Origin of the sequence: Nocardia arthritidis NBRC 100137 (assembly GCF_001612765.1) — a bacterium.
Lineage (GTDB): Bacteria > Actinomycetota > Actinomycetes > Mycobacteriales > Mycobacteriaceae > Nocardia > Nocardia arthritidis.
This window is the reverse complement of the sequence record NZ_BDBB01000054.1, coordinates 1-24,400: the sequence shown is the minus strand read 5'-3', so window position 1 is coordinate 24,400 and position 24,400 is coordinate 1. Positions and strand designations below refer to the sequence as shown.

Genomic DNA, 24,400 nt, shown 5'->3' with positions numbered 1-24,400 from the left:
GCAACAGGAATCGCAGGCCGCGTCCGCTACCGTCACAGTGACGAAACCGGGGCCGGTGACCATCGCGCGACTGCGAGCCGATGAGCTGCTCACCCAGTTCCGAGGACTGGCCGAACAGTTGAACACCACGCTGAATGCCGCCGTCGCGGAATTGTCCACGCTGGCCGACCCGGCGATCGCCGAGGCGCAGGTGCAGGCGGTGCAGGTGGACGCGGCACGGCGGATCGCCGAGGCAGAGGGCGCGGCCGTGGCGGCCGAGCAGGCGCGGCGGGAGGCACAGGAGGCTCGGGAACTCGCCGAATCCGCCGCCGACGACGCCGCGAGCGCCGCCGAGCAAGCCGAAGCGCTGATCGCCGAGGCAAATACGGCGCGCGAGGACGCGCTGCGCGAAGTCGAACGCGTCACCAAGCAGGCGGCCGACGACGTCTTCGCCGCCCGCAGCGCCGCGGAAGCCGAGATCCGCGGCGTGCGACGCGAGTCCACCGAGCACGCCGAACGCGTCGAACAAGAAGCCGCAGAGCAAGTCCAGCGCGCCGAACGCCGCGCGGAGACCGATATCGAGAACGCCCGGCGTGAAGCGTCGGCCCTGGTCGCGGCCGCCCACTCCGAACGCGACCTCGCCGTGCAGCGCGCGGCGGACGCCGAAAGAACGGCTGAACGAGCCGAACGAGCCGCCGCCGAGCGAGCCGAAGCCGCGGACGAGGCGAGAGCCGAATGGCGCAGGGTGCGCGCCGAGCTCGACGCCACCCGCGCCGAGCTCGCCGAAACCCGCCGCACCGCCGCGGCCGAACTCGCCGCCGCCCGAGCCGAAGCCGCCGCGGCGCTGGACAAAGTGCGCGCGGAAGCCGCCCAGCGTCTGGAAGCGCTCGATGAGGCCCGCGCGCAGACCCTCGCCCGCGCCGAACGCGCCGAAGCCCAACTCGACGAACTCCTCGCCGAAACTCGCCGCAAATCACCCGCTACCGAACCGGCGCCACCCGACGAGGTCTGATGGCTGGCACGCTCTGTCTCGCAAAGGGATTCGGCTTGGCGCGGGAGGGCGCGTCCCCTGCGGCCACAGGTGACCATGTCGTACGGGTCCATCGCCTCTCAGCGGGTTCGGGCGCGTCTGTCGAGGCGGGAGCGCCGGTCGGGTCGGTGCACCATGGCGACTCGACGAGGGCGCCACTACCGCCAGCGTATTCCTCTCGCTCACCAGGCAATTCGGATACGGCGACCTTCGTCTGCGCTCCCGGTGCGGGGCGACGAGGAGGCCGTGATGGGGCAAACGAGTCGCTAACCGCCGCTTCGGTCATATCATGTAGCTATGCCCGAAACCGAGATCGGAGGGCGTACGGAACCACTGGCCGGCACAGCCCGGCAGACGGTACTGGTGGCCGGTGCCTGCTCGATGATCATGGGTGTGGCCCTGACGGTGTGGCCGCACAAGTCGCTGCCGACAGCGGAACTGCTGTCCGGCGGCTACCTGCTGCTCAACGGTGTCCTACAGCTGGTGGTCGCGATCGGCGCCCGCTTCGTCACCGCGCTGCGAATGCTGGTGCTGGTCAGTGGCGGGCTGTCGGCGCTGCTGGCGATGCTGTGCTTCGCGGGTGGGAATTCGACTCTGCTGCTGTCGTTCTGGATCGGATTGGCGTGGGCGATCCGCGGGATCTGTCACGCCACCGTCGCGGTATGGGTCGACGACCTGCCCGGACGTGGACGGCAAGAGCTGTTCGGACTGGTCACGCTGGCGCTCGGCGTGCTGGTGGGCGCGGTGCCGTTCGACTCACCGGACGCACTCGGCTGGGTGGCCGGACCATGCCTGCTCGCGATCGGGACAATGGAGGCATGGTTCGCCGCGGGTACCCGGCGCGGCGCTGTCGCGATGCCGGGCATGGTGGCGACCATACGCCTTGACGGCTGACACCGGCACCCACCGGTGGCGAGCCGTGCGTTATCCGGGTTGACTGGGCGCCATGGCATCCCAGCATTCCGAGATACGGTCGCCCGCGGAGCTGATCGTGGTCACCCGCGGCGCGGACACCGCGATCACGCCGATCGCTCTGCGCGACAGTCACAGCACGCAAGCGCGTCTGGAGGAATTGCTGCCCCGCGGCGCGGAACTGGTGCGCATCTTCGGACCGGCCAACCGCTTGGAACGCCGGCTCGCCGGTAGCCCCGACTTGGGGACCGGTGCGGAATATCTGAACTACTTCTATCTCGGTGGTGTCACCGGCGAACTCGACGAGCTGGCCGCGCGGTTGCGTGCCGCCGACGAGGTAGCGGCAGCGTATGTGAAGCCGCCCGCCGAACCGCCGATCGCACCGGAGGGCGTTCGAGCGATCACGGGCCGCTCCGCGGCCGAGGCGCCACCGGTGACGCCGGATTTCGCCGTGCGGCAGGGGTATCTGGACGCCGCGCCGCAGGGCATCGACGCGCGGTGGGCCTGGACGGTTCCCGGGGGCCGGGGGACCGGCGTGCGAGTGGTGGATGTCGAGGGCGCGTGGCGGTTCACCCACGAGGACTTGCAGGTCAACCAGGGGGGTGTGATCGGTGGCAGCCCCTCACCGCAGCAGGGCTGGCGCGACCACGGCACGGCGGTCGCCGGTGTGATCAGCGGTGACGTGAATGCCTACGGCATCACCGGCATCGTGCCCGAGGCATACATCCGCGCGGTGTCGATCTTCGGAACCGGATCGGCGGCCGCGATCCGCTCGGCCGCGGATACGCTGAACCCCGGCGACGTGCTGCTGCTCGAACTGCACCGGCCCGGACCGCGTTTCGCCTATGCCAACCGGCCGGATCAGCGTGGCTACATCGCGATCGAGTGGTGGCCCGACGACTTCGCGGCGATCCGGTACGCGATCGGCAAGGGCGTCGTCGTGGTGGCGGCGGGCGGCAACGGCGGCGAAGACCTCGACGCCGCGCTCTACGATACCCGCCCCGCGGAGTTCCCGAACACATGGCGCAATCCGTTCCGCGGTGGCGAGGCCGACTCCGGGGCGATCATGGTCGGAGCCGGTGCACCCCCGCCCGGTTTCCACGGGCGCGACTACGGCCCGCCTCGCTCGCGTCTGTCGTTCTCCAACTACGGCGAACGGATCGACGTGCAAGGGTGGGGTCTGGAAGTGACCACCACCGGGTACGGCGATCTGCAAGGCGGTCCCGACGAGGACCTCTGGTACACCGACGTGTTCAGCGGAACCTCCAGCGCGTCCCCGATCGTGGTCGGCGCCGTCACGAGCTTCCAGGGCATGAGCGCTGCGGCGGCCGGACGCAAGACGCCCGCTGAGGTGCGCACTCGGCTGCGGGAAACCGGCTCCCCACAAACCGATGCACCGGAACGGCCCGTGACCCAGCGCATCGGCAACCTACCGGACCTGAAATCGATGATCCTGCCACGGTGAGCCGTCGAGGTGGCGCTCGGAAACACCTGTACACCCACGCAGCGAGACCCGATTCCGCTTCGTGGAATTCACTGAGAACATAATTGCCTGGAATGGAATCAGTCGCGCGGACCCAAGCGAGTGGTGGCTGACCGCCTGCCGGATTCCGCGGCGAGCCCGCCGACCGAGCCCGACCGGTTGTCGCGCGGTGCTCAGTTCACGCGGGCGGCCAGCAGCAACTCGAGCATCAGCTGGACGAATTCATCAGGCGCGTCGGTGAATCCGCTGTGCCCGCCGGGGAACTCGGTCAGCGGGATGCTCAGTCGCTCGGCGAGGGTCTGGGCGGGACGGTACGGGAGTTTGCCTCTGCTTTCCCGGCCCGCCCCCAGTACAAGGCGGTCGGTGACCGGTTCCAAAGCCGCCACGTCCGGGATGTGGGAAGTGATCGTGCGCAATTCGTGTCTCATGTTGCGCGGCGCGTTGGCGTGCAGACGTTCGATCATCGCCGCCGCGCGCGGTGAGAGCTGGGCGGCATCGGGCATCTGCACACCTCCGCCGATCCCCTCGAGAAAGCGCGCGCCCGCGGCGGCGAGACCCTCGGTCTCGAACAATTCGTACACTTCCTCCACGAACGCCTTGTGCTCGGCGGCGTCGGGCAGCACGCCGAAAGACGGCGGCTCGTGCGCGATCACCAGCCTCAATCGCTGGGGATGCCGGGCGAGCAGGTCCAGCGCGACCACCGCGCCGCCGCTGCCGCCGAAGACGTAGGCGTGTTCGCCCGCGGGTGTGAGGTGCTCGAGGAGTAAGTGGGCGTCCTCGCTCTGCACCCCGACCTCGATGTCGGCCGGCGGGCCCGGCTCGAGCACGCTGCGTGAGTAACCGCGCGGGTCGATGGTGACCACGGTGAAGTGCTGGGCGAGGGGCTCGAGGATGGGGTCGAAGACCGCCGCGTCGCCTCCGCTGCCCGGCAGCAACAGCAGCACCGGCCCGGCGCCGCTCACCTCGTAGTACAGCGTCGCTCCCGGGACCTGCAGAGTGCCGGATCTCATGGTTTCCTCACCTTTCTCTTTGGGCGGTCGGCCACTGCTCGAGGGTGACGTGCAGGGCGTCGATAATGCGTTCCCAGGAGTCGGCGGTGGAGCGTGTGTGCCCGAAACCGCCGGTCGCCTCCAGAACGCTGTATCCGTGGAAGGTGCTGCGCAGCAATCGGACCGCGTCGGTGCTGTCGGGTTCGGCCAAACCGTAGGCGCGCAGCATGCCGTAGGTCAGTTCGATGGCGCGCAGCGCGCCGGTCGTGGTGTGCGCCGCTTCGGGATCGAACGGGAGTTGGGTCGCGGCGTAGCGGCCGGGGAAGCGCAGGGCGTAATCCCGCCAGGCGTGGGCGTAAGCGGCGAGTGCGTCGCGTCCGGCGCGACCGGCCACCGCAGCGGCGATCAGCTCGGTTTTCTCCGTGGCCGCCAGGGCGGCTACGCGCGCGCGGAGATCCCGGAGATTCTTGACGTGGGAATACAGGCTCGCGTCCTGCACGCCGAACCGCTTGGCCACCGCCGACATCGTGACATTATCCAATCCGACTTCGTCGGCGAGGTCGGCCGCGGCGAGCGTGATCCGCTCCGTGGTCAACCCTGCTCGCGCCATGTGCGTCCCTCCGAAAACCTACATCTACTAGTTTATAACCTAGGGTGCCTAGGTTTGGCAATGCATGCCGGCCGTCCCGGTCGGCGTTGTTTCGCACACCGCGAGGAAGCGATCAGCGCGTGGCCAATGAGTCCGCGCGTTCTCGCGCCGGCCACCGCTGTGAGTGCGTGCCAGTGCGCGCCGCGAGGATGTCGTTGATCTCGACGTGATCTCCGGCGCCTGGAAACCAAGTGGCGGCGAACGAATATTCCGCTGCGAGAAAACGATTCTTGTTCAAGAACTCGGCTGAGCCGGTGTCCGGACGGCGATTTCGCCGCTCAATGTGTAGTCGCCGGACAGGTGCAGTCCGTCTCCGCTCCAGAATCGGCCCGGGTCGTACCAGTCGGGGCTGCGGTGGGAGGGCAACAGTCCCATTGCTTGATACGTGGCGGCGACGATTTCGGCGCAGTACGCGTTCTCCAGTTCCCGGGCAGCCGCCCGACTCGTCGCGCGGCGGGGGAGGCGGGCGCGGCCGCGTAGCCAGCGCCCCGCCATGCCCGCAGTGGTCGGGAACGGGGTGCCGTCGAGGCGGGCGATGGCGCGCAGCGCGCCGTCTTCCATCTCCCGGCTGACCGAAGGTTCCAACTGGCGCAACCAGGCCCGCTGACCGTAGCGGTGCGCCCACACGAGCACGGCGTCGCGCAGGTTGTGCAGCTGAGCGCCACGGTGCGCGGTTCCCGACCACATGTCGGTCAGGGATCGCCCCAGTTCCGCGTGCCAGATCAGCGCGGGCAGATCATCGATCACGACGGACATCCCGACATGGTTCACCGGGCTGTTCGTTGTCATCCGGATCACCCGGTCGGCCGTGGAATGCCCACGGAAAAGCCAGATGTCGCCCGTTCTGGTGACCTCGACCGCTCGGTCGAGACTGATGCCCGTCCCCGTCATGGTCGTAGCCTATGCGGTATGAGGTGGTGGAAGGCAGTGGGATTAGCGGGTGTGGCCGGTGTGGTTGCCACCGGTGTCGTAGTGGTGCGCGCCGAGCGCCGCCGCCGCGCCTATACCCCGGACCAGGTTCGCGAACAACTGCACGCACGATTCGCCCAGGCGACAACGGTCCCGGAAGTCGTCGGAACCGCTGCTGCGGAACCGCGAGGCGTCACCGGAATCGGCAGGCGTATCCGGAAATGGTTCCGTCGCCGGTCGCCGCAGGACGACTAGGCAAGACGAGTCGAGATCGCGGAAGACGGCGCGCATCCGCGGGATACAGGCGTTCGGACGGAACAAAGGGGTACAGATTCCCGTCGGGAACGAAGTCGATCAGCATTGGGCCCTCCCTCCCTGGGGAGCCATCGGGGCCAAGCCGAGATCGGCGAGCGCGGCCGCGCCGCGGGCGGCATGATCGCCGCCGGCGAGCACCTCGGTTCGCGCCGACTGGTAGCGGCAACCGGCGGCGTCGAACGCGGCGACCGTCGCGAGCATCCGCTGCCGGTCACCGGCGTGCAGGGCTTCGGCTCGCTCCACGATGGCGCCGGCGACCGGGTTTCCGGCGACGATGGTCCTGGCCTCGGCCAAGCGGTCCCCAGCATCGGAGACCCCGGCGAGTACTGCGGCCTCGGCCCGCAGCGCCACATACCAGTGCAGCCAGATCCACGTGACCCATCTCCACACCTCGCCGGGCTCGGCCGCCAGCCGTTCCAGCGCCTCGCTCATCTGCCCGCGGTGGAGCATGGCGAGTGCGTCGAAGACCGCGCCGTAGCCGTGGGTGTGCGCTGGTGGCGTGCCGAGCCGGAGCACGGCAGCCTCCCATTCGCTCGTGGCGTCGTGGTCGCCGCGCAGGTTGTGGATCATCGCCACACCGGCTACCGGCGGACCCAGGACCGACTTGGCGGGCTGGCCTGCCCGCTGCCACGCCTCCAGGAACCGGACGCTGTGGGTGAGTACCTCATCGACGTTGCCCGCCAGCGCGTCGGTCACCAGTAGCCAGCTCGTCGCACGATGGCCGACTTCGGCGAGCAAAGGATGATCCGCAAGCTGCCGTGCCCATCGGCGGGCGCCTCGCAGGTCCCCCGCGCCGAGTTCGGCCTCGGCCGCCTCGCCGAGCGCGTCGATCAGCTCGTGGGTGCCTGCCGGCGTGTTCGTGGTGGACTCCAGCAGCGCCATCCGCCGCCGCGCGATGTCCGCGGCGGCGAAAGTGTCACCGGCCAGACTGTGGGCACCGGCGAGAGTGTCGAGAGCGGCGGACTCGGCCAGCGGGTCGCCCGTGCGGTGCGCGAGTTCGACCGCCCGTTCGGCACGCTCGATGGTCCGCGGCACGGTGTCGTCGGGGGAGTGCTGGGCGATGAGGGCATCGGTGAGCGCCCGCCCGGTGTCGGCCAGCGCCACGGCGGCCTGGGCGGCCGGGTCGTCCCCGGCGAGCTGCTGCGCCTCGGTGATGAGTGCGGCCGCCTCCTCCGACGGCAACGGCCTTACGAACTTGCTCGCGAACCGGTACGCGTCGGCGGCTGCGATCGCCAGGTCGCGAGCGGCGCCGGCGCAGTCACCGGACCGGAGGGCGGCGTCGGCGGCCGCGCGGCGCAGACGGTGCATGTCGTCGCCCCGCATCTGACACCCGGCCGCGGAAGCGGCGTGTCGCAGCATCGAGGCAGCGGTGGCCGGGTCGTCCGCGAGCGCGGCCGCCTGCTCGTAGCGCATCTGGGACTCGCCGATCAGATTCCGGGTGAAGCACAGTTGCGCCAGGTGCTGAGCGAAGCGGGCGGCATCCGCGCGCTGCTGCGGCCGGTCGCCCGCCCACGCCATCGCGGCGCGGAAGTCGTCGGCCACCGAGTCGAATCGTGGCCGCCACTCCGTTCCCACCACCGCCAGCTCGGCGGCCGTGGTCAGGCACCAGCTCAGGTGACGCGCCCGGATGTCGTCCAGCTCACCGGCTTCGGTGAGCCGCTCCATCCCGTACTGGCGGATGGTTTCCAGCGCACGGTATGCGGTACCGCTCGGGGATGCTGTCACCACCAGCAGGCTCTGCTCGGCGAGCCGGGCCAGGCCGTCGGCGACAACGTTCTTCTCGGAGGCCGCCACCTCCGCCGCGGCCGCGACGGTGAACGACTTCATGAATACCGACACCCGCCGCAGCAGCACTCGATCGTCCGGCTCGAGCAGGGCGTGACTCCAGTCCAGTGCTGCCCGCACCGAGCTGTGCCGGTCCTCGGCGCGCGAGCCCCCCGCCAGCATCCGCAGCTGGTCGGACAGCCCGGCTTCGAGGCCGTCGAGCCCGAGCGTGGTCCAGCGGGCGGCGGCCAGTTCGATCGCGAGCGCCACCCCGTCCAGCCGCGCACAGAACGCGGCGACATCGTCGCGCAGCGCATGATTCGGCGGCCAGCCGCCTGCCGCCGCGCGGTCCATGAACAACTCGACCGCATCCGATGCGCCCTCGCCGGTCAGTGACATCGGCGGGACGGCGTACACCCGTTCGAACGGAACCATCAGCCGGGCCCGGCTGGTCGCGAGCACCGTCACGCCGGGGCACGCCGCGAGCAGCCGTTCGATGAACGGCGCCACCCCATCCCGCACGTGTTCGCAGTTGTCGAGCACCAGCAAGGCACGACGGTCGGCCAGCGCGGCCGGCACGGTCTCGTCCATGGCGCGGCCGGGTTGCTCGCCGAGACCGAGTGCGAGGGCGACCGTGCCGGCGACCACGCAGGTATCCGCGCTGGTGATCGGGACCAGGTCGACGAACCACACTCCGTCGGAGTATTCGTCGGCGATCTGCGCGGCCACCGCCAGCGCGAGCCGGGTTTTGCCCACCCCGCCCGGGCCGACCGCGGTCACCTGCCGATGTTTCCTGATCATCTCGGTCAGCTCGGCCCGCTCCCGCGCCCGGCCGACGAACGAGGTCAGCGGTGTCGGCAGAACCGGCGCCGGGTGCGCCCGGTCCGCGCGAGGCGGATCGGACGCTCGCTGGGCGAGTGCCCGCCGATCCGGCACCTCCAGCTTGCGCAGGAGCGAGGAGACATGGCTCTCCACGGTGCGCACGGAGATGAACAGCCGCGCCCCGATCTCGGCGTTGCTGAAATGTTCCCCCACCAGCGCCAGCACTTCGGCCTCCCGAGCCGAGATCTCCACCGCCGCCGCCATGGCACCGATTCTGCCGTATGCGCGCCGCACTCCTACTCCGCGGTCGGTTTCCGGTGGTGGGGAGTTGATTCCGGCCTGTCCGCAGCCCTCGCCACTGACCACGTCCGCGCGGCGCCCGAGCACCCACCGTGGGTGATCCGTGCCGCGTTCCGTGGTCGGTTCCGTGGTCGCCACGGATGTGCGCCGGCCGCGCCGGAGGAGATGCTGTGTGCACGTTCGGTTCGCCTCGACAGGCGGCACCAGGAACAACGAGACCGACGAATTCAGGAGTGATCATGACCAGCTCTTCCACCCAGGGCATCAAGACGGTGCTGCATCCGGTGTCCGACCTGGCGGCGGCGAAGGCCGTGTACGCCGCCCTGCTCGGCGTGGCGCCGCAGACCGACACGTCCTACTACGTCGGTTTCGAGGCCGAAGGCCAGCACATCGGGCTGGTGCCCGGCGGCGGCCCGCAAGGCATGACCGCACCGGTGGCCTACTGGCACGTGCTCGACATCGAGGCGAAGCTGGCCGAGCTGACCGCCGCGGGCGCCACCGTGACGGAGCACGCGCACGACGTCGGCGGCGGCCGCCTGGTCGCCACCGTTGCCGACACCGACGGCAACGCGCTCGGGTTGATCCAGGACCGCTGAGCGCCGAACCCCCCGACCCCACTTTCATCCACGATCGCCACGAAGGAAACCAGCTCATGACCGCGCAGCAGTCCACTACCCGTACCACCACTAAGACGAAGGCTTCCGTCGGTTTCACCGACGAGGAACGAGCCGCGATGAAAGAACATGCCCAAGAGCTGAAGACGGCCGCGCGCCGGGGCTCCCGAGCGGCCAAGGCGGACGGGGAGAACGACGTGCTGGCGAAGATCGCTGGGATGCAGGAATCCGATCGGGTCATCGCCGAACGTCTGCACGCCATCGTCAAAGCCTGCGCTCCGCAGCTGTCGCCGAAACTGTGGTACGGCATGCCCGCCTACGCCAAGGACGGCAAGGTCCTGTGCTTCTTCCAGAGCGCGGAGAAGTTCAAGTCGCGGTACGCGACGTTCGGTTTCAACGACATCGCCGCCCTCGACGACGGCACTGTATGGCCGACCGCCTTCGCGCTCACGAAGCTGACCGCCGACGACGAGGCGCGGATCAGTGACCTGGTGAAGAAGGCGGTGAGCTGAAGAACCGGCCTGCCACTGCGCCACAGTGGCAGGCCGAGCACGGAAGTCGCCGTCGTGCTGATTTCGCTACGCGCGGATGGCGTCGCAGGTTGTGTCAGATTCCCGGTTCTCGCCGACACCCTTGCCCGGCGCAGCTACCTGGCCACCTGCTCCTTGCGAGGCGCGTCCGGACCGGACGACTGTTTCCGCGAAATACTCGAGATGGTTTTGGCCGTACAACAGCTGTTCACTCGCTACGAGCTGTCACTTCCGGAATTCGACACGATGACACCGGCCTTCACGACGTTGCTGCAACCGGCGAACGTCACGCCCGGGTGGCGCCGCCGACGGGGGTAGCAGCGTGGCTCGACCAGCAGCTCGAGGCCGGACGCGCCCGCTGCCGGGTCGGTCGGAGGTGAATCGCCGCCCGCTCGGGGAGGGTAATGGCCGTAGCGTCAGGTCACTATCCGGAGGGGATGCTCGAGCAGGTCTTTCAGCTGTTGCAGGAACTGGGCGGCCACGGCTCCGTCGATGGCGCGGTGGTCGGCGGACAGGGTGACGCGCAGGATTTTCCTGGTCACCACTCGATCCTCGTCCAGCCGCAGTTCGTCGGTGGCCGCGCCGACGGCCAGAATGGCGGCCTCCGGTGGGTTGATCACGGCGGTGAAGTGCTCGATTCCGAACATCCCCAGATTGGAGATGGTGAAGGTGCCGCCGTTCATCTCGTCGGTGCGCAGCTTGCGCTCGCGGGCGCGTTCGGCCTTGTCGCGGCTTTCGGCGGCGATCTCCGACACGCTCTTGCGATCGGCGTCGCGCAGCACCGGGACGAGCAGGCCCGCGGCAGTGGCGACGGCGATGCCAAGGTGAACTCCGCGGTGGCGCAACAGCTTGTCGCCCGCGAAGGACACGTTGACCGAAGGGTTCGTTCGCAGCGTCACGGCGACGGCCTTGACCAGCAGATCGTTGACACTGACCTTCCCCGCGCCGGTCTGCGCCAGTGTGGCGTTGATCTGCGCGCGGAAGCCGAACAACTCGGTCACATCGATCGCGGAGGTCAGATAGATGTGCGGGGCCTGCTGTTTGCTCTGTGTCAGCCGCGTGGCCGAGACCCGTTGAACGGTCGTCAGCGGGATCTCCTCGTAGTCACCCGCAGCCGCAGAAGAGGTCCCGATCGAGGCAGCGGGGACGACTTCGGTCGGCGAGTCGAGTTCGGCTGCGCGATGGGCGGATTCGACATCCTGCCGGACGACGCGTCCGCCGGGGCCGGTGCCCGCCACGGTGGAGATGTCGACACCGAGTTCGGCGGCGATCTTGCGGGCCAGCGGCGAGGTCTTTTTGCGTTCCGGCGTCGCGTGGGCGCCGTCAGTGGCGGCCGGGACCGCGCGGCTGCCCTGCTCGGGGCCGTTGCCGGGATGAGCTGCGGGCGCATGCTCGGCGGGTGCGGCGGCGGCCGGGGTTGGGGCGTTACCGCTCACACCGGTCGCGGCTGTCGCGCTGCCGTCGCCGATGAGACCGATCGGGGTTCCGATCGGCACCCGCGCGCCTTCGGCGGCGAGGATCCGCTCGAGCACGCCGTTGTCGTAGGCTTCGAGCTCCATGAGGGCTTTGTCGGTTTCGATCTCGGCGAGGATTTCACCTCGTTCGACCGGATCGCCCACCTGTTTGAGCCAGGAGACGATGACGCCTTCCTCCATGGTGTCGGAGAGGCGGGGCATGGTGATTTCGGGCATGGGATGCGTCCTCGGGTCTCAGCGTCGTTTGCCGACTGCCGCGAGGGTTTCCACCGCGGCGGTGTACAGCGAATCGGCCGACGGCAGGGCGAGCCGTTCGAGCGGCTTGGCGTAGGGCAGCGGCACCTCGGCCATGGCCACCCGGCGAACCGGAGCGTCCAGATAGTCGAAGGCGCCGTCGGAGATGGAGGCGGCGACCTCGGCGCCGATTCCATAGGTGAGCCAGTCGTCCTCGCCGATCACGGCGCAACCGGTCTTGCGAACTGACTCGACGAGGGTGTCGCGGTCGAGCGGGCGAAGGCTGCGCAGGTCGACGACCTCGGCGGAGAAGCCGTCGGCGGCGAGTCGCTCGGCGACCTCGGTGCAGACCGTGGCCATCCGGGAGTAGCCGATCAGCGTGATATCGGCGCCGGTTCTCGTGACAGCGGCCTTTCCGATTCGCGCGGCCGGAAGATTCTCCGGCACTTCGCCCTTGGTGTTGTACAGCGACAAGTTCTCCAGGAACAGCACCGGATCGTCGTCTTCGATGGCGGCTTTGAGCAGCGCTCGCGCATCGGCCGGAGTGCTGGGCGCGACCACCTTCAGACCCGGCACGAAGGCGTAGTACAGCTCGATGTTCTGCGAATGTGTGGCGCCCAGCTGCTGCCCGCCGCCGCCCGGGGTACGGATGACCATGGGCACGCTGGTCTGCCCTCCGAACATGCCGTAGATCTTGGCGGCGTGGTTGACGATCTGGTCCAGCGCCAGCAGCGAGAAGTTGATCGTCATGATCTCCACCACCGGGCGCAGGCCGAGCATGGCGGCGCCGATGGCGGCGCCGACGAAACCCTCTTCGGCGATAGGAGTGTCGCGCACCCGTTGCTCGCCGAATTCGGCGAGCAGACCAGCGGTGATCTTGTAGGAGCCTTCGAAGATGCCGATCTCCTCCCCGATGAGGAAGACATCGTCGTCGCGCCGCATCTCCTCGCGGAGGGTTTCGCGCAGCGCTTCACGATAGGTCATGACAGACACGGTGATGTCCTTAACGGGAGAAGAGCGGATCGGCGGGCAGGCGGCGCGAGTCGCCCGCCACGGGCGTCGCGTAGTTGTAGTCGAACAGGCTCGACGGCTGCGGGTGCGGACTGCTCGCGGCGAATTCGACCGCCGCGGCGACCTCGGCGCTCACCTCGTCTTCCAGCGCGGCCACGGACCGGTCGCTCAATACACCGGCGGCGAGCAGCGCGTCGCGCCACCGGACGACGGGATCGTTGCTCCGGGCGATCGAAACGGCTTCTTCGGTGCGGTATTTCGCCGGGTCGACCACCGAATGGCCCTTGAGGCGGTAGCTGACCGCCTCCAGCAGAGCGGGTTTGCGCTCGCGCCGGGCGGATTCGATCAGTTCACCGGCCATCTCGCGCACGGCCAGCACATCGGTGCCGTCCACGCGCTCTCCGCGCATGCGGTAGGCGGCCGCGCGCTTCCACAGATCCGGTTCGGCGGAGGAGCGTTCGACCGTGGTGCCCATCCCGGTCTGATTGTTGATCACCAGGAACACCACCGGCAGGTTCCACAGCGCCGCGATGTTCAACGACTCGTGGAACGCGCCGATGTTGGTGGTGCCCTCACCCATCTGGCAGACCACCACGTCGTCTTCGCCGCGATAGTCGATGGCCAGCGCCGCGCCGACGGCCAACGGCACCTGCCCGCCCACGATGGCGTAGCCGCCCAGCAGGCGGGTGGTGGTGTCGTACATGTGCATGGAACCGCCCCAGCCCTTGGAGGTGCCGGTGGAGCGGCCGTAGAGTTCGGCCATGACCCGGCCGGGCTCGATGCCTTTGGCCAGCGCGTAGCCGTGCTCACGGTAGTTGGTGAACAGGTAGTCGGTCGGGCGCATGGCCGCGCCGAGCCCGACCACGGTGGCCTCTTCGCCCAGGTTGAGGTGGCAGTAACCGCCGATCTGGGCCTGCTGATAGCTCTGTGCGGTGCGCTCCTCGAACCGGCGCACGAACAGCATGTCGCGATACAGTCCGCGCAGGGTGTCGGGGTCCTGTGCGGTGATGCGCGCATCGACCGGGGCGCTGCCCGCGGCGGCGACGCGGGTTTGCGTGGAGGCATCGTCGATGCCGCGGTCCTCGGCGATCGGCGCGGGGGGACGCGTCGCCGACCGAGTCGTCTTGCGACTAGGTTTGCGGGGGGTGGTGCTGGTGGTCACGGCGGGGCTCCTCAACGCTTCCTGGGCGCGATGTGCACGGGCAGTCCGAGGCCGGCCAGGGCCGCCTCCATGCCGATCTCGCCGAGAGTGGGGTGGGCGTGGATGGTGTCGGCGAGCTCGTCGAGGGTCGCCTCGAGGGAGATTGCCAACGCGCCCTCGGTGATCAGGTCGCTGGCCGACGGGCCGATGATGTGCACGCCGAGCACTTCTCGATGACGCTGCCCGGCAACGATTTTGACGAATCCCTCGGTCTCGCCGAAGGTCTGGGCCCGCCCCAGCGCGGCGAAGGGGAAGCGTGCGGTGACGATGTCGTGGCCGGCGGCATGTGCCTTCGCCTCGGTGAGCCCGACGCTCGCGATCTCAGGGTGGGTGAAGGTAGCGGCCGGGATCGCGGTGTAGTCGATGCGCGCCGGGTGACCGGCGATCACATCCGCGGCGGTGAGCCCCTGATGCGAGGCGACGTGCGCGAGCAGGGCGCGCCCGGTGACGTCTCCGATGGCGTAGACGTGCTTGACGCCGGTGCGCAGCTGCTCGTCGACGGGGATGAAACCGCGAGCGTCGGTGTCGATTCCCGCGACGTCCAGGCCGAGATCGGCGGTGTTGGGACGGCGTCCGACGCCGACCAGCACCACGTCCGCGTCGAGTTCGCGCGCGTGCTTGCCGGTCACGCTCACCCGCAGCGCGTCGGTGCGCGTGATGGCATCGACCGTGGCGCCGGTGAGCACGGTGATGCCGCGCTTGGTGAACGACCGTCCCAGGGCGGCGCCGAGGTCGGCGTCCTCCAGCGGCACCAGGGTGTCCTGCATTTCGACGATGGTCACCTGACTGCCGAAGCCTGCGAACAGGCTGGCCCATTCCGCGCCGACCGCGCTGCCGCCGATGACGACTAGGCGTTCGGGCACGTCGGTCAGCCCGAACGCGCCGTCGGAGGTGATGACGCCCGGCAGGTCTGCACCCGGGATCGCCAGTCGCGCGGGCACCGACCCGGTCGCGATGATCACGTCGGTCGCGCTGATCGCACGGGTGGCGGTGGCCGTCGGCGCGGCGGCGTAGCGGGGCCCGCCGGGGAAGACCGGCGACTGGGCCGCCTCGAACACCTCGACACAGGTCGGGCCGGTGAAGCGGGCGTGACCCTCGATCACCGTGACATCGTTGGCGGCGAGCAGGCTCGCCACGCCGTCGGTGAGTTGCTTGACGATGCCGTCTTTGCGGTGGCGCACCGCGGCGAAGTCGTAGCGCACGTTGTCGGCGTAGATTCCGAAATCCGCTGCGGTGCTCAGGGTGTGGAAGATTTCAGCGGATCGCAGCATCGCTTTGGTCGGAATGCAGCCCCAGTTGAGGCAGACCCCGCCCGGGCGCTCCTTCTCGACCAAGCCGACCCGCAGGCCGCGTTGGGCCGCGCGGATGGCGGCGACATATCCGCCGGGGCCGCCGCCGACCACCAGGAGATCGAAATCCGGCACTCGTGGTGCTCCTCGTCCTCGATGATTCGATCCACCCTCGGTTGTGGGGTGGATCATCGCTATCGAGTGTTGCCGTAGCGAAGTGCACAGACAATTGCCACGAAGCCCAGTAGTGCAGCGGCCTGATTGGGCGCTGCGCCCAATCGTCCGACAGGATCAGGTTCCGTCCGACGCTCGGGCGAGGTCGAGCGCGGCCAGTGCCAGTGACAGTTCCACATAGTCGCGCCGGCCTTCGAGCGGGCGCCCGAGCAAGGTCGAGATGCGGTGCAGCCGATTGATGACAGTGTTGCGGTGGCAATGCAGTCGTGTCGCGGCGTGGGCCGCGGAGCAGTCGTGCGTCAACCAGGCCGCCAGGGTGTCGAGCAAGGTCGCGCGTTCGGCCGCGGGCAGTGCCAGAACCGGACCGAGAGTGTGCGTGACCAGCATGTCGGTCAGGTCGGCCGAGCGTACGAGCAGTGCGTGCTGGAAGCGCTCATGCAGCGGCACGAGCCCGGTCGCGTCCAGGGGCAAGGTCTGCAGGGTCAGCAGTGCCCAGCCGTGCGCGGTGCCGACCTGCGCCAGTCCGCCGACTGTCGGTGAGGCGCCTGCTCGTCCGCGGATATGCGGTTCGATCCGGCGCAGAACGGAGTCGACGTCGTGGCGCTCGACCGCTATCAGCCCGACCGTCGAGTCGACGCGATCGTGCCACACCGAACGGATACCGACCGCGGCCAACGCGGTCTCTGTGCCGGTCTGCACCGCCTCGCCTTCGCCGCAGGCGACCACGACGAGGAAGGCGCTACCGGCCGGAAGGTTCAACTCACGCGCGGCGCGGGCGGCGAAGGTGGTGTCGTGGGCTCGGCCCGCGAGCAGGTCCTCGATCAGGGCATGCCTGCGGCGCTCGTCGCTGCGCAGCTGCTCGAGTTCGGTATTCCGGTAGGACGTGACCAGGGACGAGGACAGCGCGTCGATCACGGCCCACAACCCGGTGCCCGCGGCACGGATCTCGCCGGGAGCGAGTTCGTCTGCCTTGTCGAGCAAGACCTCCCACACGATCCGGCCGCCGAGCCGGAAGGTGCGCAGCATGGCTTCCAGCGGCACACCCTGTTCGGCGCGGCGGCGGCCGATGGACGCGGCGACCTCGTCGTCGAACGCGGTGGCCGGAGTGCCCAGCAGGTCGAGGATGCGGGTCACGTAGCGGCGGCAGCCGTCGACGAGGTCGGCGCGGGCAACCGTCGAATAGTCGGTCCACTCGGGATTGTCGGTGAAGATCTCCGAGATCAGCCGATCGGTCAGCGCCGGGATGTCCGCACGACAGGCGGCCGCCAGCTCCCGGCTGCGCGTTCGCGGAATCGCCTTCTTCGATGTCGACATGTCGCTAGAGGTCCTTCTCATCGGCCGTGCGCGACGACTACGCGAGCGGCGGCTTACCACGACGGTATAGCCGACGAACCGGTGCGATGGACCGGGTGGTCTCACCCCCGTACTCGACCTTCCGGCGAGACAGCGCCACCGCTCGCGGCGATATCGCGGCTGCCATCGGTTATCAATGCCGTGGATGCGGCAATATGCTGTACTTCGTGTCGAATCTACGGATCAGTGAAGTGGCCGCGTTGCTGGGGGTCAGCGACGACACGGTGCGTCGATGGATCGATCAGGGCCGTCTGACCGCGATTCAGCTCGACAGCGGCCGCAAGGGTGTCAGCGGCCGCGAGCTCGCCCAATTCCTGCGGGCCAATGCCGATGCGCCCGCACCCGGGGCGACGGTGGCGGCCTCGGCCCGCAACCGGATGCGCGGAATCGTGACCCGGGTGGTCAAGGACACCGTGATGGCGCAGGTGGAGATGCAGGCCGGACCGTTCCGACTGGTGTCGCTGCTGAGCCGGGAATCGGTCGACGAGCTCGGTCTGGAAGTCGGCAGCATCGCTGTCGCGTCGGTGAAATCCACGCACGTCGTCGTGGAGATACCGGAAAGTTGACGAGGATGAGCATGATTCGCAAATGGGGTGTCGCGGCCGCGACCGTGCTGGCTGTCGTGACCACGGCGGGCTGTGGTTCCGGCGACACGAGCGGGCACGCCGACGCCCAGCATGTGTCGGGCACGGTGACCGTGTTCGCCGCCGCTTCGCTGACCGAGACGTTCGGCGAACTCGGCGAACAGTTCGAGGCCGCGCACCCGGGTATCGAGGTGGTCTTCAGCTTCGGCGCGAGTTCCGCCCTGGCCGAACAGATCGACCAAGGCGCACCGGCCGACGTGTTCGCCTCGGCCGCGCCGAAGAACATGCAGCAGGTTCGCGACAAAGGTTCGGTCACCGCCACGCCGGTCACTTTCGTGCGCAACCGGCTCGAGATCGCGGTCCCGAAAGGCAATCCCGGGCATATCACCGGGCTGGCCGATTTCGGCAGGACCGAGCCGAAGCTCGCCTTGTGCGCGGAGCAGGTGCCCTGTGGTGCCGCGGCCGAGACGGTGTTCCAGACCGCGGGCATCACACCGCGGCCCGATACCCGCGAGCAGGACGTGAAGGCGGTCCTGACCAAAGTCACCCTCGGTGAGGTCGACGCCGCACTGGTCTATCGCACCGACGTCGAGGCGGCGGGAGACAAGGTCGAGGGCATCGACTTCCCGGAATCGGCCAAGGCGATCAACGACTACCCGGTCGCGCCGCTGGCGCACGCGCCGAACGCGGCGGCCGCCGCGGCGTTCGTCGAGTTCGTGACCTCGAAGGAGGCCGAGTCGGTCTTCGCCGCGGCAGGGTTCGACACCCCGTGATCGCGCCCTCGCGTCGGCGGGCCGTACTCGGGCGGCGACCGGTCGCGCTGATGCTGCCCGCCGTCTGTGGGCTGGCGTTCCTGGTCGTCCCGCTGATCGGGCTGCTGTCGCGAGCGCCGTGGGCGACCATGCCGGATCGGCTGTTCAGTGCCGAAGTCGGCCGGGCGCTGCGGCTTTCGCTGGTGTGCGCGACCGTGGCCACGGCGATCTGCTTGGTTCTGGGCATTCCGCTGGCATGGGTACTCGCGCGCGCCGAACTGCCGGGGCGCGGGCTGATCCGCGCCTTGGTCACCGTGCCGCTGGTGTTGCCGCCGGTGGTCGGTGGTGTCGCGCTGCTGCTGGTGCTGGGGCGACGCGGGCTGATCGGACGGTACCTCTACGAATGGTTCGATGTCTCGCTGCCGTTCACCACCGCCGGGGTGGTCGTGGCCGAAGCATTCGTGGCCATGCCCTTTCTGGTGATCTCCGTCGAAGGAGCCCTGCGGGCGGCTGATCCGCGCGTCGAGGAGGCGGCCGCCACGCTCGGCGCCACCCGCTGGTATGCCTTCCGCCGGGTCACGTTGCCGTCGGTCCTGCCCGGTGTCATCGCGGGTTCGGTGCTGTGCTGGGCGCGTGCACTCGGTGAGTTCGGCGCCACCATCACCTTCGCGGGCAACTTCCCGGGCCGTACCACCACTATGCCGCTGGCGGTCTATCTCGCGCTGGAGACCGATCCGGACGCCGCGATCGTGCTCAGCCTGGTGTTGCTGGCCGTCTCGGTCGCCGTGCTGGTCGCGTTGCGCGAACGGTGGATCCGGGGAGCGGTATGAGCTTGGAGGCCGACCTGCGGATCGACCGAGGGCGCTTCGCGCTGGAGCTGCCCCTGGTCGCCGAACCGGGGGAGGTGGTCGCCCTGCTGGGTCCGAACGGAGCGGGCAAGACCACTGCCCTGCGCGCCCTGGCGGGACTGATCGCGTTGACCGGCGGGCACATCCGGTTGGACGGAACCACCTGGGACGCGCCACCGTCGATTTTCGTGCCCGCCGAACGCAGGCGGGTGGGTGTCGTGTTCCAGGACTACCTGCTGTTCGGGCATCTGTCGGCACTGGAGAACGTCGCCTTCGGGCTGCGCGCCAGGGGGTATCGGCGCGCTGCCGCCCGCGCGCAGGCCACCCGCTGGCTCGACCGGGTCGGACTGGCGGATTTCGCGGAGCGCAAACCGCGAGCGCTGTCGGGCGGGCAGGCGCAACGGGTCGCATTGGCCCGCGCGCTGGTCACCGAACCACAGCTTTTGCTGCTCGACGAGCCACTCGCCGCGCTGGACGCCGGCACCAAGCTGCACGTGCGCTCCGACCTCGCCCACCATCTGCGCGACTACCCTGGCCACACCGTGCTGGTCACCCATGACCCGCTCGACGCGATGGTCCTGGCCGACCGGCTGGTCATCCTCGAGGACGGCGCGATCGTCCAGCAAGGACCGCCCGCGCAAGTGGCGGCGCGGCCCCGATCGGATTACGTGGCCACGCTGATGGGGCTGAACCTCTACCGCGGCACCGCGCGTGGCACGCTCGTCGACCTGGACGGGGGCGGCAGCATCACCATCGCCGACCCCGCGCAGGGGCGGGTCCATGTGGCTTTCGGCCCGAACGCCGTCGGCCTGCATCCGCGACAACCCGTGGGCAGCCCACGCAACTGCTGGCCGGTCACCATTACCGGTATCGAGCAACACGCGCACATCACGCGGATTCGTCTCGACGGCACCCCGCCCGTACTCGCCGACATCACACCGGCCACCGTCGCCGAGTTGCGGCTACATCCGGGACAGCGGCTGTGGGCCGCGGTGAAGGCCACCGAAACGCGTGCGTACCCGGCGTGAGAAAGCGGAGGCCGTGAGAAAGCGGAGGCAAGGAGTCTTGCACTCCTTGCCACTTTCAACATATGTCGCACCCGGGGCCTTGCGGCAAGGCCCCGGTCGTGCTGCACAATCTCCAGCCGAAGCCACAACCTGCGGAAATCCAGGATTCGCGGGGTATGTGCGCTTCGGCTCCGAATGGGTTTCGCGGGATACAGGGATGGAGTTTGTGTGATCGATGTGATCGTCGCCGGCGGCGGACCGACCGGATTGATGCTGGCCTGCGAGTTGCGGCTGCACGGCGTGCACACGCTGGTGCTGGAGAAGGAGGCGGAGCTCACCGAGCGGTCCCGGGGGCAGGGACTGCACGCGCGCAGCGTCGAGATGATGGACCAGCGCGGCCTGCTGGACAGGTTCCTCGCGGTCAGTAAGAAGTTCCAGGTCGGCGGTCTCTTCGGCGGCATCGTGAAGCCGTGGCCGGACCGGATGGACACGGCGCACCCCTACGGTCTCGCCAATCCGCAGACGGTCACCGAACGGCTGCTGAACGAGCGTGCTCTCGAACTCGGCGCCGAGATCCGCCGCGGCTGCGAACTGGTGGGGCTGACCCAGGACGAAGGCGGGGTGACCGTAGAACTGGCGGACGGGACGCACTTGGGTGCGCGCTACCTCGTCGGATGCGACGGCGCTCGCAGCACCGTGCGCAAACTGCTGGGCGTGGGTTTCCCCGGCGAGCCGACCAAGGTCGAGACGCTGCTGGGCGTGATGGAGTTGACCGAGGACCCGGCGGCGGTGGCCGCGATCGTCGCGGAGGTCCACCAGACCCAGAAGCGGTTCGGGGCCGCCGCCGTCGAGCACGAGGACGGTGTGTACCGCATCGTCGTGCCCGCCGCCGGGGTGAGCGATGATCGTGCGGCCGCACCGACGTTCGAGGAGTTCAAACAGCAACTGCGCACCTTCGCGGGCACCGACTTCGGCGCGCGGGCGCCGCGTTGGCTGTCCCGGTTCGGCGATGCCACTCGGCAGGCCGAGCGCTACCGGGTCGGCCGGGTGCTGCTGGCCGGCGATGCGGCGCACATCCACCCGCCGACCGGTGGGCAGGGGCTCAACCTCGGGATCCAGGACGCGTTCAACCTCGGCTGGAAACTGGCCGCCGAGGTCGACGGATGGGCGCCGGAGGGACTGCTGGACAGTTACCACACCGAACGGCACCCGGTGGGCGCGCGCGTGCTGGAGAACACCCGCGCGCAGATCACCCTGATGGGGGCCGATCCGGGTGCGACCGCGCTGCGGGAGCTGTTCTCGAAGCTGATGGACTTCGAGGAGGTGAACCGGTACGTCACCGAGATGATCACCGCGGTCGGGGTTCGCTACGACCTCGGTGAGGGGCACGACTTGCTCGGCAGGCGGATGCGGGACGTGGCGTTGAAGCGGGGGCGCCTCTACGAGCGGATGCACGGCGGCCGCGGGCTGCTGCTCGACCAGACCGGCCTGCTGTCGGTGACGGGCTGGGCGGATCGCGTCGACCACGTCGTCGACGTCAGCGAGGAACTGGAGGTGCCCGCGGTGCTGTTGCGTCCGGACGGTCATGTGGCGTGGGTCGGTGAAGATCAGCAGGAGTTGCTCGGCCAGCTGCCGAAGTGGTTCGGCGCCCCCGTCGGCTGAGCGTGCGGTCATGATCCGAGACGGCGACCAGCGGTCTGGGCGCCGATGCTGGTGGCCGAACGCCGCCTGCTTTGCTTGAATCGATGTATGTGCAGGTGGATGGCTTATTCCGGTGAGCCGATCCTGGCCGAGGAACTCTTGTTCCGGCCGGCGCATTCGTTGATCGATCAGAGCTTGCACTCCCGGCTCGGTGCGACGACCACGAACGGTGACGGCTTCGGAATCGGCTGGTACGGCGAAGGCCCGCGTCCGGCCATGTTCAAGAACATCGAACCGGCGTGGAACGACCGCAACCTGCGTGAGATCGCGGCTCAGGTGCGCACGGCGCTGTTCTTCGCGCACGTGCGCGCCTCGACCGGAACCGAGGTGCAGCGCACCAACTGCCACCCGTTCCGTCACGGGCAGTGGTTGTGGATGCACAACGGATCGCTGCGCGGTTTCCGGGGGTTCAAGCGCGATCTGATGACGGCGGTGGAACCGGCGTTGTTCGCCGACATCGAGGGTTCCACGGATTCGGAAGTGCTCTTCTTCCTGGCACTGAGCTTCGGACTCGTCGACGACCCGTTCGGCGCGGTCGCCCGTGCGGTCGGCTTCGTCGAGGACGTCGGTCGCGCATACAAGGTCGAGGCCCCGGTGCAGATGACCGTCGCGACCACCGACGGCGCATCCATGTGGTTCTTCCGGTATTCCACGGAACGGCGATCACGGTCGCTGTTCTACTCCACCGATGTCGCGAAAGTACGTGCGCTGCACCCGGAGGTGAAAGCTCTCCGCCTGCTCGGCGAGGAGGCGCGATTCGTCGTCTCCGAGCCGCTGCGCGACCTGCCGGGGGAGTGGAACGAGGTTCGGGAATCATCGGCCGGCGTCGTGCGCCTCGGCCACGACGAAACCCGCCCGTTCCAGCCGATCGCCCCCTGACACGCCAGGTCGGCCGCTGACCGCATGGTCGGAATCCGTTGTGCCGGTGCGTCGGTGCCTGCTCGTCGTGGCCTGCGTCTTGTGGGGGAAAGGTGTGGCGATGGTTAGGCTGCGGCGTTGTGCGTGGGCTGTCGTCGGTATCGACGTTGTGGTTGGTGTGGGTGGTTACTCGGCTACTGATGGTGGTGTTCACCGGGGTGACGGTGTTGCCGCACAGCGTTTGGGATGCCTCGGCCGCGGACTTGACGTTGTACCGGGAATGGGCCGAAATCATCGTCGGCCGGAGTGTTTTCCCGCTGGACGACGAGCGGTGGCAGTATCCGCCCGGAGCGGGGATATTGCTGGCGGTGCCTTGGCTGCTCGGCGGCGGGTTCGCCTACAACTGGTTGTTCTTCGCGCTGGTCGCCGCGGCGGACGCGAGCGTACTGAGTTTGCTGATCCGGGCCGCACGCCGTGACGGACGGGCAGTCGCGCAGACAGGGCCGTGGGTATGGACGGTCGGGGTGGCATTGCTGGGCCGGGTCTGTTACGGCCGATTCGATTTGATCGTCGCCGCGACGGCGGCCGCGGCACTGCTGTGGTCGACGCGCCGGCCCGCGGTGGCGGGCGCGGCCGCTGCTGCGGGCGTCTTGCTGAAAGTGTGGCCGGTGGTGGTTCTGCTGGGGTTGCGCCGGCGAACGCTGTGGCGGATGAGCGCGGTGGCGGCCGGTGCCGGTCTGGCGGCGAGCGTCGGCTTGACAGCGCTTGGCCCTGGTGCGTGGTCGTTTCTGGAATTCCAGTCGAAGCGCGGGTTGCAGATCGAATCCGCCGCTGCCACACCGTTGTTGATCGCTCGTCTGGTGAACGGCGGGTGGACCATCGTGCACCGTTACGGGGCCGATGAGTTGGCCGGGCCCGCGGTGTCCGCCGCGGCCCGGGGGTGCGTGGCCGCCGCAGTCGTCGGCGGCGCGATATTGCTGTTCACCTGGTGGCGCATGCGGCCCCCGGCAGCGGATCTCGCATTGGCCGCGGTATTGCTCGCCTTGGTGACCAGCCGCGTACTCAGCCCGCAGTACCTGGTGTGGGCGGTGGCGGTGGCCGCGGTGTGCGCGCTCGACTCGGGCACCACGCAGCGGCCTGTGGTGGTGCTCGTGCTGGCGACGGCGCTGCTGAGTCAGGTGGAATTCCCGTTCGTCTACGACCGGGTGGCTACCGGAAGCTGGCCGGGAGTCATTGTTCTGACAATGCGCAACGGCCTGCTGCTCTGCGCCACAGTGTGGTCGGTGGCGCGGCTGCGCGGCGAGGGGTCTCGAACATTTCGCGATTACCCGGGAGTGCCCCAGTTCGTGGGCAGACCGGCGGCCGCATCGTCACGCTGAACGACGCCCGCTGCCGCTCCGCTAGCCGGTGCGGCCGGCGGTGGCGAGGATCCGACGGCGTGGATCTCGCCGTGAGCACAACCCAGCAAGACCGCGTCGACCAGAACCTCTGCCGACACCTGCTGACCATCATGGAAGCGATGGACTTCAGCGCCTTCCGCAGGCCCGGCATGTTCGCCATCCAACAGTCCGCACCTGTCGGCGCGCCCGACCACCAGCTGCTGGCCTTCGTCGGCCG

General features: G+C 69.0%; 22 protein-coding genes. 13 read left to right on the top strand and 9 right to left on the bottom strand.

From position 1 onward, the window contains the following. The first annotated feature begins 37 nt into the window (after nucleotides 1-37). The 3 genes from NA8_RS28880 (at nucleotide 38) to NA8_RS28870 (ending at nucleotide 3,386) form a co-directional block, all read left to right on the top strand. Nucleotides 38-991 carry a coiled-coil domain-containing protein gene (locus NA8_RS28880; RefSeq protein WP_063053478.1) on the top strand — a complete coding sequence of 318 codons (954 nt, stop codon included), beginning with the start codon at nucleotides 38-40 and terminating at the stop codon, nucleotides 989-991. A 315-nt stretch (nucleotides 992-1,306) separates the two neighbouring features. Beyond that, complete coding sequence (locus NA8_RS28875) at nucleotides 1,307-1,903, top strand: HdeD family acid-resistance protein (RefSeq protein WP_063053477.1); 597 nt, start codon at nucleotides 1,307-1,309, stop codon at nucleotides 1,901-1,903. A 52-nt stretch (nucleotides 1,904-1,955) separates the two neighbouring features. Then, nucleotides 1,956-3,386, top strand: a complete 1,431-nt coding sequence (locus tag NA8_RS28870; protein WP_063053476.1) for a S8 family peptidase — start codon at nucleotides 1,956-1,958, stop codon at nucleotides 3,384-3,386. A 191-nt stretch (nucleotides 3,387-3,577) separates the two neighbouring features. Here NA8_RS28870 and NA8_RS28865 read toward each other — a convergent pair whose 3' ends face one another. From NA8_RS28865 to NA8_RS28855, 3 genes are all read right to left on the bottom strand, one after another. Then, complete coding sequence (locus NA8_RS28865) at nucleotides 3,578-4,414, bottom strand: alpha/beta fold hydrolase (protein WP_063053475.1); 837 nt, start codon at nucleotides 4,412-4,414, stop codon at nucleotides 3,578-3,580. A 7-nt stretch (nucleotides 4,415-4,421) separates the two neighbouring features. Then, nucleotides 4,422-5,003, bottom strand: a complete 582-nt coding sequence (locus NA8_RS28860) for a TetR/AcrR family transcriptional regulator (RefSeq protein ID WP_063053474.1) — start codon at nucleotides 5,001-5,003, stop codon at nucleotides 4,422-4,424. Between the two features lie 273 nt (nucleotides 5,004-5,276). Continuing rightward, complete coding sequence (locus tag NA8_RS28855) at nucleotides 5,277-5,933, bottom strand: hypothetical protein (protein WP_063053473.1); 657 nt, start codon at nucleotides 5,931-5,933, stop codon at nucleotides 5,277-5,279. Between the two features lie 51 nt (nucleotides 5,934-5,984). Between NA8_RS28855 and NA8_RS33220 the strand changes: the two genes are divergently transcribed. Continuing rightward, nucleotides 5,985-6,206 (top strand): hypothetical protein, encoded by a 222-nt coding sequence (locus NA8_RS33220; RefSeq protein WP_439957430.1) that lies wholly within the window; start codon nucleotides 5,985-5,987, stop codon nucleotides 6,204-6,206. Between the two features lie 99 nt (nucleotides 6,207-6,305). On the opposite strand, the gene NA8_RS28845 is transcribed toward NA8_RS33220, so the two are convergent. After that, nucleotides 6,306-9,116, bottom strand: a complete 2,811-nt coding sequence (locus NA8_RS28845) for an ATP-binding protein (protein WP_063053471.1) — start codon at nucleotides 9,114-9,116, stop codon at nucleotides 6,306-6,308. Nucleotides 9,117-9,391: 275 nt separating this feature from the next. Here NA8_RS28845 and NA8_RS28840 point away from each other — a divergent pair, with 275 nt between their 5' ends. Both NA8_RS28840 and NA8_RS28835 read left to right on the top strand, forming a co-directional pair. Beyond that, nucleotides 9,392-9,748 (top strand): VOC family protein, encoded by a 357-nt coding sequence (locus NA8_RS28840; RefSeq protein ID WP_063053496.1) that lies wholly within the window; start codon nucleotides 9,392-9,394, stop codon nucleotides 9,746-9,748. A 56-nt stretch (nucleotides 9,749-9,804) separates the two neighbouring features. Next, entirely contained in the window at nucleotides 9,805-10,278 is a 474-nt protein-coding gene (locus NA8_RS28835; RefSeq protein WP_063053470.1) for an iron chaperone, read from the top strand. A gap of 434 nt (nucleotides 10,279-10,712) precedes the next feature. Here NA8_RS28835 and NA8_RS28825 read toward each other — a convergent pair whose 3' ends face one another. The 5 genes from NA8_RS28825 to NA8_RS28805 form a co-directional block, all read right to left on the bottom strand. Continuing rightward, on the bottom strand, nucleotides 10,713-11,987 hold the full coding sequence (locus NA8_RS28825; RefSeq protein ID WP_174550151.1) for a dihydrolipoamide acetyltransferase family protein: 1,275 nt from the start codon (nucleotides 11,985-11,987) through the stop codon (nucleotides 10,713-10,715). An 18-nt stretch (nucleotides 11,988-12,005) separates the two neighbouring features. After that, nucleotides 12,006-12,989 (bottom strand): alpha-ketoacid dehydrogenase subunit beta, encoded by a 984-nt coding sequence (locus NA8_RS28820; protein ID WP_218019524.1) that lies wholly within the window; start codon nucleotides 12,987-12,989, stop codon nucleotides 12,006-12,008. A gap of 19 nt (nucleotides 12,990-13,008) precedes the next feature. Then, nucleotides 13,009-14,178 (bottom strand): pyruvate dehydrogenase (acetyl-transferring) E1 component subunit alpha, encoded by a 1,170-nt coding sequence (gene pdhA, locus NA8_RS28815; protein WP_084467163.1) that lies wholly within the window; start codon nucleotides 14,176-14,178, stop codon nucleotides 13,009-13,011. Between the two features lie 11 nt (nucleotides 14,179-14,189). Beyond that, entirely contained in the window at nucleotides 14,190-15,641 is a 1,452-nt protein-coding gene (lpdA, locus tag NA8_RS28810) for a dihydrolipoyl dehydrogenase (protein WP_063053467.1), read from the bottom strand. A gap of 156 nt (nucleotides 15,642-15,797) precedes the next feature. Then, the gene (locus NA8_RS28805) at nucleotides 15,798-16,994 is read right to left on the bottom strand and encodes a PucR family transcriptional regulator (protein ID WP_063053466.1); all 1,197 of its coding nucleotides are present in this window, start codon (nucleotides 16,992-16,994) and stop codon (nucleotides 15,798-15,800) included. A 206-nt stretch (nucleotides 16,995-17,200) separates the two neighbouring features. Here NA8_RS28805 and NA8_RS28800 point away from each other — a divergent pair, with 206 nt between their 5' ends. The 7 genes from NA8_RS28800 (at nucleotide 17,201) to NA8_RS28770 (ending at nucleotide 24,162) form a co-directional block, all read left to right on the top strand. Beyond that, nucleotides 17,201-17,599 carry a TOBE domain-containing protein gene (locus tag NA8_RS28800; RefSeq protein ID WP_063053492.1) on the top strand — a complete coding sequence of 133 codons (399 nt, stop codon included), beginning with the start codon at nucleotides 17,201-17,203 and terminating at the stop codon, nucleotides 17,597-17,599. A gap of 11 nt (nucleotides 17,600-17,610) precedes the next feature. Further along, the gene (gene modA / locus NA8_RS28795) at nucleotides 17,611-18,390 is read left to right on the top strand and encodes a molybdate ABC transporter substrate-binding protein (protein WP_063053493.1); all 780 of its coding nucleotides are present in this window, start codon (nucleotides 17,611-17,613) and stop codon (nucleotides 18,388-18,390) included. A 50-nt stretch (nucleotides 18,391-18,440) separates the two neighbouring features. Further along, on the top strand, nucleotides 18,441-19,199 hold the full coding sequence (gene modB / locus NA8_RS28790; protein ID WP_063053491.1) for a molybdate ABC transporter permease subunit: 759 nt from the start codon (nucleotides 18,441-18,443) through the stop codon (nucleotides 19,197-19,199). Further along, the gene (locus NA8_RS28785; RefSeq protein ID WP_063053465.1) at nucleotides 19,196-20,245 is read left to right on the top strand and encodes an ABC transporter ATP-binding protein; all 1,050 of its coding nucleotides are present in this window, start codon (nucleotides 19,196-19,198) and stop codon (nucleotides 20,243-20,245) included. The genes modB and NA8_RS28785 overlap by 4 nt, the downstream gene beginning before the upstream one ends. Nucleotides 20,246-20,452: 207 nt before the next feature. Beyond that, nucleotides 20,453-21,886 (top strand): rifampin monooxygenase, encoded by a 1,434-nt coding sequence (gene rox / locus NA8_RS28780; protein ID WP_063053464.1) that lies wholly within the window; start codon nucleotides 20,453-20,455, stop codon nucleotides 21,884-21,886. Between the two features lie 99 nt (nucleotides 21,887-21,985). Beyond that, nucleotides 21,986-22,804: a class II glutamine amidotransferase gene (locus NA8_RS28775; RefSeq protein WP_063053463.1), complete on the top strand. Its 819-nt coding sequence runs from the start codon at nucleotides 21,986-21,988 to the stop codon at nucleotides 22,802-22,804. 161 nt (nucleotides 22,805-22,965) lie between these two features. Further along, nucleotides 22,966-24,162, top strand: coding sequence for a glycosyltransferase 87 family protein (locus NA8_RS28770; protein ID WP_157106976.1), 1,197 nt, complete (start codon nucleotides 22,966-22,968; stop codon nucleotides 24,160-24,162). Nucleotides 24,163-24,400 lie beyond the last annotated feature (238 nt).

What these genes read in the sequence shown, in the direction of transcription:
- NA8_RS28805 (WP_063053466.1), bottom strand. Translation starts at nt 16,994, where the DNA reads ATGTCGACATCGAAGAAGGCGATTCCGCGAACGCGCAGCCGGGAGCTG.
- NA8_RS28870 (WP_063053476.1), top strand. Translation starts at nt 1,956, where the DNA reads ATGGCATCCCAGCATTCCGAGATACGGTCGCCCGCGGAGCTGATCGTG.
- NA8_RS28825 (WP_174550151.1), bottom strand. Translation starts at nt 11,987, where the DNA reads ATGCCCGAAATCACCATGCCCCGCCTCTCCGACACCATGGAGGAAGGC.
- NA8_RS28860 (WP_063053474.1), bottom strand. Translation starts at nt 5,003, where the DNA reads ATGGCGCGAGCAGGGTTGACCACGGAGCGGATCACGCTCGCCGCGGCC.
- NA8_RS28775 (WP_063053463.1), top strand. Translation starts at nt 21,986, where the DNA reads ATGGCTTATTCCGGTGAGCCGATCCTGGCCGAGGAACTCTTGTTCCGG.
- NA8_RS28875 (WP_063053477.1), top strand. Translation starts at nt 1,307, where the DNA reads ATGCCCGAAACCGAGATCGGAGGGCGTACGGAACCACTGGCCGGCACA.
- NA8_RS28840 (WP_063053496.1), top strand. Translation starts at nt 9,392, where the DNA reads ATGACCAGCTCTTCCACCCAGGGCATCAAGACGGTGCTGCATCCGGTG.
- NA8_RS28865 (WP_063053475.1), bottom strand. Translation starts at nt 4,414, where the DNA reads ATGAGATCCGGCACTCTGCAGGTCCCGGGAGCGACGCTGTACTACGAG.
- modB (WP_063053491.1), top strand. Translation starts at nt 18,441, where the DNA reads ATGCTGCCCGCCGTCTGTGGGCTGGCGTTCCTGGTCGTCCCGCTGATC.
- NA8_RS28785 (WP_063053465.1), top strand. Translation starts at nt 19,196, where the DNA reads ATGAGCTTGGAGGCCGACCTGCGGATCGACCGAGGGCGCTTCGCGCTG.
- NA8_RS28835 (WP_063053470.1), top strand. Translation starts at nt 9,805, where the DNA reads ATGACCGCGCAGCAGTCCACTACCCGTACCACCACTAAGACGAAGGCT.
- modA (WP_063053493.1), top strand. Translation starts at nt 17,611, where the DNA reads ATGATTCGCAAATGGGGTGTCGCGGCCGCGACCGTGCTGGCTGTCGTG.
- NA8_RS28845 (WP_063053471.1), bottom strand. Translation starts at nt 9,116, where the DNA reads ATGGCGGCGGCGGTGGAGATCTCGGCTCGGGAGGCCGAAGTGCTGGCG.
- NA8_RS28855 (WP_063053473.1), bottom strand. Translation starts at nt 5,933, where the DNA reads ATGACGGGGACGGGCATCAGTCTCGACCGAGCGGTCGAGGTCACCAGA.
- NA8_RS28820 (WP_218019524.1), bottom strand. Translation starts at nt 12,989, where the DNA reads ATGACCTATCGTGAAGCGCTGCGCGAAACCCTCCGCGAGGAGATGCGG.